The 3,671-nt window shown below is 52.0% G+C and carries 6 protein-coding genes; all 6 read right to left on the reverse strand.

All coding sequences use genetic code 11. From position 1 onward, the window contains the following. Window positions 1-269: 269 nt before the first annotated feature. Window positions 270-827: a formyltransferase family protein gene (locus PsWM33_RS23140; RefSeq protein WP_063301769.1), complete on the reverse strand. Its 558-nt coding sequence runs from the start codon at window positions 825-827 to the stop codon at window positions 270-272. Then, window positions 824-1,918: a GNAT family N-acetyltransferase gene (locus tag PsWM33_RS23145; protein WP_063301770.1), complete on the reverse strand. Its 1,095-nt coding sequence runs from the start codon at window positions 1,916-1,918 to the stop codon at window positions 824-826. Before PsWM33_RS23145 ends, PsWM33_RS23140 begins: the two co-directional genes overlap by 4 nt. Next, window positions 1,915-2,091 carry a hypothetical protein gene (locus PsWM33_RS27470; protein WP_193758321.1) on the reverse strand — a complete coding sequence of 59 codons (177 nt, stop codon included), beginning with the start codon at window positions 2,089-2,091 and terminating at the stop codon, window positions 1,915-1,917. Before PsWM33_RS27470 ends, PsWM33_RS23145 begins: the two co-directional genes overlap by 4 nt. Further along, entirely contained in the window at window positions 2,088-2,240 is a 153-nt protein-coding gene (locus PsWM33_RS28900) for a Com family DNA-binding transcriptional regulator (protein WP_082827118.1), read from the reverse strand. The genes PsWM33_RS27470 and PsWM33_RS28900 overlap by 4 nt, the downstream gene beginning before the upstream one ends. A 188-nt stretch (window positions 2,241-2,428) precedes the next feature. Further along, complete coding sequence (locus PsWM33_RS23150) at window positions 2,429-2,860, reverse strand: hypothetical protein (protein WP_063301771.1); 432 nt, start codon at window positions 2,858-2,860, stop codon at window positions 2,429-2,431. A gap of 47 nt (window positions 2,861-2,907) precedes the next feature. After that, window positions 2,908-3,671, reverse strand: a 764-nt coding sequence (locus PsWM33_RS23155; protein WP_208994716.1) for a hypothetical protein, incomplete at its 5' end; no start/stop codon positions are given.

Genomic DNA, 3,671 nt, shown 5'->3' on the forward strand with positions numbered 1-3,671 from the left:
CTTTGAAATTATTAAATGATAAATCGAGCATTTGCTCTGCTTTCTCAAGGTTTGACACTTTTCCGGCATGGTTTGACACTTTCGCTCCAACCGCTTGCTGAATTCTTCCCCGCGCAGATGTGGCGCGGCGTGAGATTTTGCATAGGTGGGCGATATAACGTGCACAGCGGCCTTTTTTCTTTCCCTACAAAATATGAGCGTTAGAAGGACGACAAAACGTGACTTTCTAACGCCCGGTTTAGTGATCGTTTAAGACACCCTTTTGGGAGCTAAGTTCTCTGCATCTGCGCCTCTGGCCAATGTCCAAATGCTTCTAAATGAGATACAGCTCGTTCCAGCAGCTCCAATCCCATAGGAGCTAGCACCCGTCGCCAGATTGAAGCAGCGTCGTCTCCGTCCTGTACGAAGCTCCAATCCTGCAAAAGGACTGGTCCTGTGTCCCAGCCATCATCCAAGAGATAGACGCTTCCACCAATGATTTTCTGGTGTTCTTTCAAGGCGTCAACAATTGCGTTTTTGCCGCGATATAGAGGCATTAGAGATGGGTGATAGCCGATAGCGCCATGACGAGGTTTCATGAGGGCACTGGGAGCGAGTTTAACGTGCGCATGAGCGCAGATAATCACGTCACAGTCCGGCACATCTGAAGCGATTATAGGTGCGCGATGTGAAGGTGGGATCGACACAGCCAGACCTTTGCTCGTTGCATTGGTGTTTAGCCTGTCTCCTTCCGGCGCTATGACTTTCACAACATCATGGCTGTGATTCAGGACCATTTCCAGAGCCCGTTCACCAAGCCACTTTTGTCCAATTACCACGACTTTCATGATGGCATTCCTTCAACGTATCTAAAGCCCTGTACCGCCCTGAAATGCCCCCCATACCGGCCTTTCGCAGCGACGTTTCGAGAAGCTTTGCCCCCGGTCAGGTTGCAGGACACCTGAGCCCATAACGGACTACGCCGAAGCGCTTCGGCTAGAGCTGGATGGCTGGTATGGAACAGTGTGGCCATGGGTTTGTTGTAGCGGTTCTGGCCTCGTCGCCATGCAGCACACACCGCATTGAGGAACCGCATCCCAACGCCTGCACCTTGCCATTCAGGCATGACCACCATTCGGCAAGCATGGGCCTCAACCAGTCCGGGCCGCGTGCTCACTGCAAGGTGAGCAACCGGCTCATCGCCGACGAAGGCGACATAGCAGGTTGCTGCGATCATATGAGGAAGCTTCAAATAGTGATGCGTTTCAAAATGCGGCCAATATCGCCAGTTGGTCTCGTATATGTCGAGGTCAATTTTGGGGCGTTGCCGAAGACACCTCCCGGAAAACTTCCCTGTTGCCGTATCTAAGATCCAATCGGGTTGCAGCCATTCGATAATGTCATAGTGACAGGACAGGAGCACCGCTTGTCCTGAAGCCTGCCTGCGCCATGCTTTGGCGAATGCACCTGCACCAATCTTTGCGATCTGCCGGTCTACGACAGAGGTAAACTCATCGATGACGATGGTTTCCGGTGTCTCGCATAAGATCCGGGCCAGATCCGCGCGGAATTTTTCGCCATTGGAAAGGGCTTTGTAGGGTCTAGTCCAGGCGGGCACACTGCCTAAGCCAACAGCCGATAATGCGCCCGTGATATGCTCCATTTCCTTATGGGGAGAAATTGCGTCAATGATGGGTTGATCATCCGGCCAGTCAAAACCTTTGAAATAAGAGGCATCTGAAAAGATGCTTTGTCCAAGACTGGTTTTACCAGACCCTGAGGGGCCGACGATAAGTCCCAGTTTCCAGTCCATGCCCTCAACGGGAAGGTCAACGCTCAGCTTAAAGTGGTTGCCGTCTTCGCAGTTAAACAAGGACTTCAGCCGTGCCATACGGAAGCTGTTATAGTCCGGGCTTTGGTGGTTTATGTTCAGCTTCATGTTGCAACCACCTTGAGTTTAGCTCCACCCAGGGCGCGAACGCCGTCATAGATGGTTGCTTGTTGCTGCTCGTCTTCTGCAATGATTAAAATGCCAAACTGGCGTTTGTAGCGGTCTTTAGGCGGGATACCTGGTGCTTTGTCAGGGAGGGGAGGAAGGTGCTCTGTACTCATGTGCGATCTGTTGTTTTCTTGGGCTCATCTGGCCTCAGATCGTTGAAGGTGCCACAACGGCGACACTTGATTTCTACGCGCCCTTGAAGGGCGTTCTCTTCTTTTTTGAGGAGGAGTGCCGAACAACTCCGGCAATAGATAGACTCCATTTCTCGTCTCGCATAAGACAGTCCCGCAGCTCATTTCAGGTGAGTTGATGCGGCGGGAGCAGTGTTATGCTTCATTCCACTGGCCGGGTTTCTTGTTAGCGCTGACGCCCGGTGCCCGGAACCTTCCGGGCCTTCCGCTCCATATTGAAGCCACCGGGCGATTATCTCGCCGGATATGTTCCGCCTTGTTAAAACTGTTCTGTCAGCGCAACCACTTCAGGCGGGCACTCCGGCCAGCTGGCATCCAGTGTGAAATCGGTGGCTGGATCTTCTGCAAGCTCCAGGCATTTGGAGCGCATAACACCCACCCAATCCAGAGCAGCCTTTGTGCCGGTCAAAAGCTTGGCTTCATCAGCGCTTCGGTCAGTAACAGCTTTGCCAGCAATGGCAGCAGCAGCCGTTGCCATGTTCATCTGGGTCTCAGCGCTGGCGCGGGCATAAATACGCTTGCGGCATTCCGCTTTGATGGTTGTGAGACGGGCATCTTTGTGGGCTCCATCAATGGCAACCTGTGGCACACCAGCAGCTTTCAAGTCCGCTTCGCTCCAGGCAATGTAGGTTTTGCCTGCATGTTTCAGGCTCAGACCTTGGCCTTCAGGTTGATCGTAGTAATCAGACATGGTTTTACTCTCGTGATAGAGGGTTTTAAAGGGAGGCTGGCTTGAGCTTAAGGCAACTCATCAAGCGTGATGTTCATGGTGTAAGAACCAAGTCGGGAGTTCCTGCTGAAACGCTCTTTCAGGCCTGCCCCCGAAGCCGTGATATTGGAGAGATAGACACCAATTGGACTATAATGCCCAAGGACATGACCCGCTGGCGTGCCTTCCTCTTCCGTAGGAATGTGAATATCCCCGTAACGGAATGTCACGCCCTGGTTGCCTGTATGTGAAGAAGTTGTACAGCTCACAATGGAGGCATAGTTGCTGGTTGGAAGCCCGTGAAACTGCGGATCAAGAACCGGCAGTTCCATGTTCAGATAACAGAAGTTGAAATATCCAGATCCAATCCAGCGAAACCCATGGAATGCACGGTAATCCGCGCCATCTGTCCCATGAGAGTACTGCTCGAAAGTCACCTTGCGATAAGCATCTTTATTGCCAACAATCATAAGGTAACAGTCCCGCGCAAATACCGGCTCTGTCATGTGGTAGTCGCTCAGCAAGTAGATATAGCCACGACCATGACGAGGAACCAGATCAGCAGCTTTTGCCAGGCGTCTGAATGGAGCTTCAGCTGATCCATCATTCTCATCAGAGCCATTCACGGCATCCACGTAAAACGTTCGCTGAAGGTCGGGCGCGACCTTCAGAATTTTCTGGATCTCAGCATCGTGCTGCGAGTAGGTTTTCTGGACTGTTTCAATAAGATCTTTGGTGGATTTGACCACCTCATTCAGGCTTTGTGTCAGGCTCATTGCAACTGATCCTTTTC

This window comes from Pseudovibrio sp. WM33 (assembly GCF_001623165.1).
Lineage (GTDB): Bacteria > Pseudomonadota > Alphaproteobacteria > Rhizobiales > Stappiaceae > Pseudovibrio.

What these genes read in the sequence shown, in the direction of transcription:
- PsWM33_RS23140 (WP_063301769.1), bottom strand. Translation starts at nt 827, where the DNA reads ATGAAAGTCGTGGTAATTGGACAAAAGTGGCTTGGTGAACGGGCTCTG.
- PsWM33_RS23145 (WP_063301770.1), bottom strand. Translation starts at nt 1,918, where the DNA reads ATGAAGCTGAACATAAACCACCAAAGCCCGGACTATAACAGCTTCCGT.
- PsWM33_RS27470 (WP_193758321.1), bottom strand. Translation starts at nt 2,091, where the DNA reads ATGAGTACAGAGCACCTTCCTCCCCTCCCTGACAAAGCACCAGGTATC.
- PsWM33_RS28900 (WP_082827118.1), bottom strand. Translation starts at nt 2,240, where the DNA reads ATGGAGTCTATCTATTGCCGGAGTTGTTCGGCACTCCTCCTCAAAAAA.
- PsWM33_RS23150 (WP_063301771.1), bottom strand. Translation starts at nt 2,860, where the DNA reads ATGTCTGATTACTACGATCAACCTGAAGGCCAAGGTCTGAGCCTGAAA.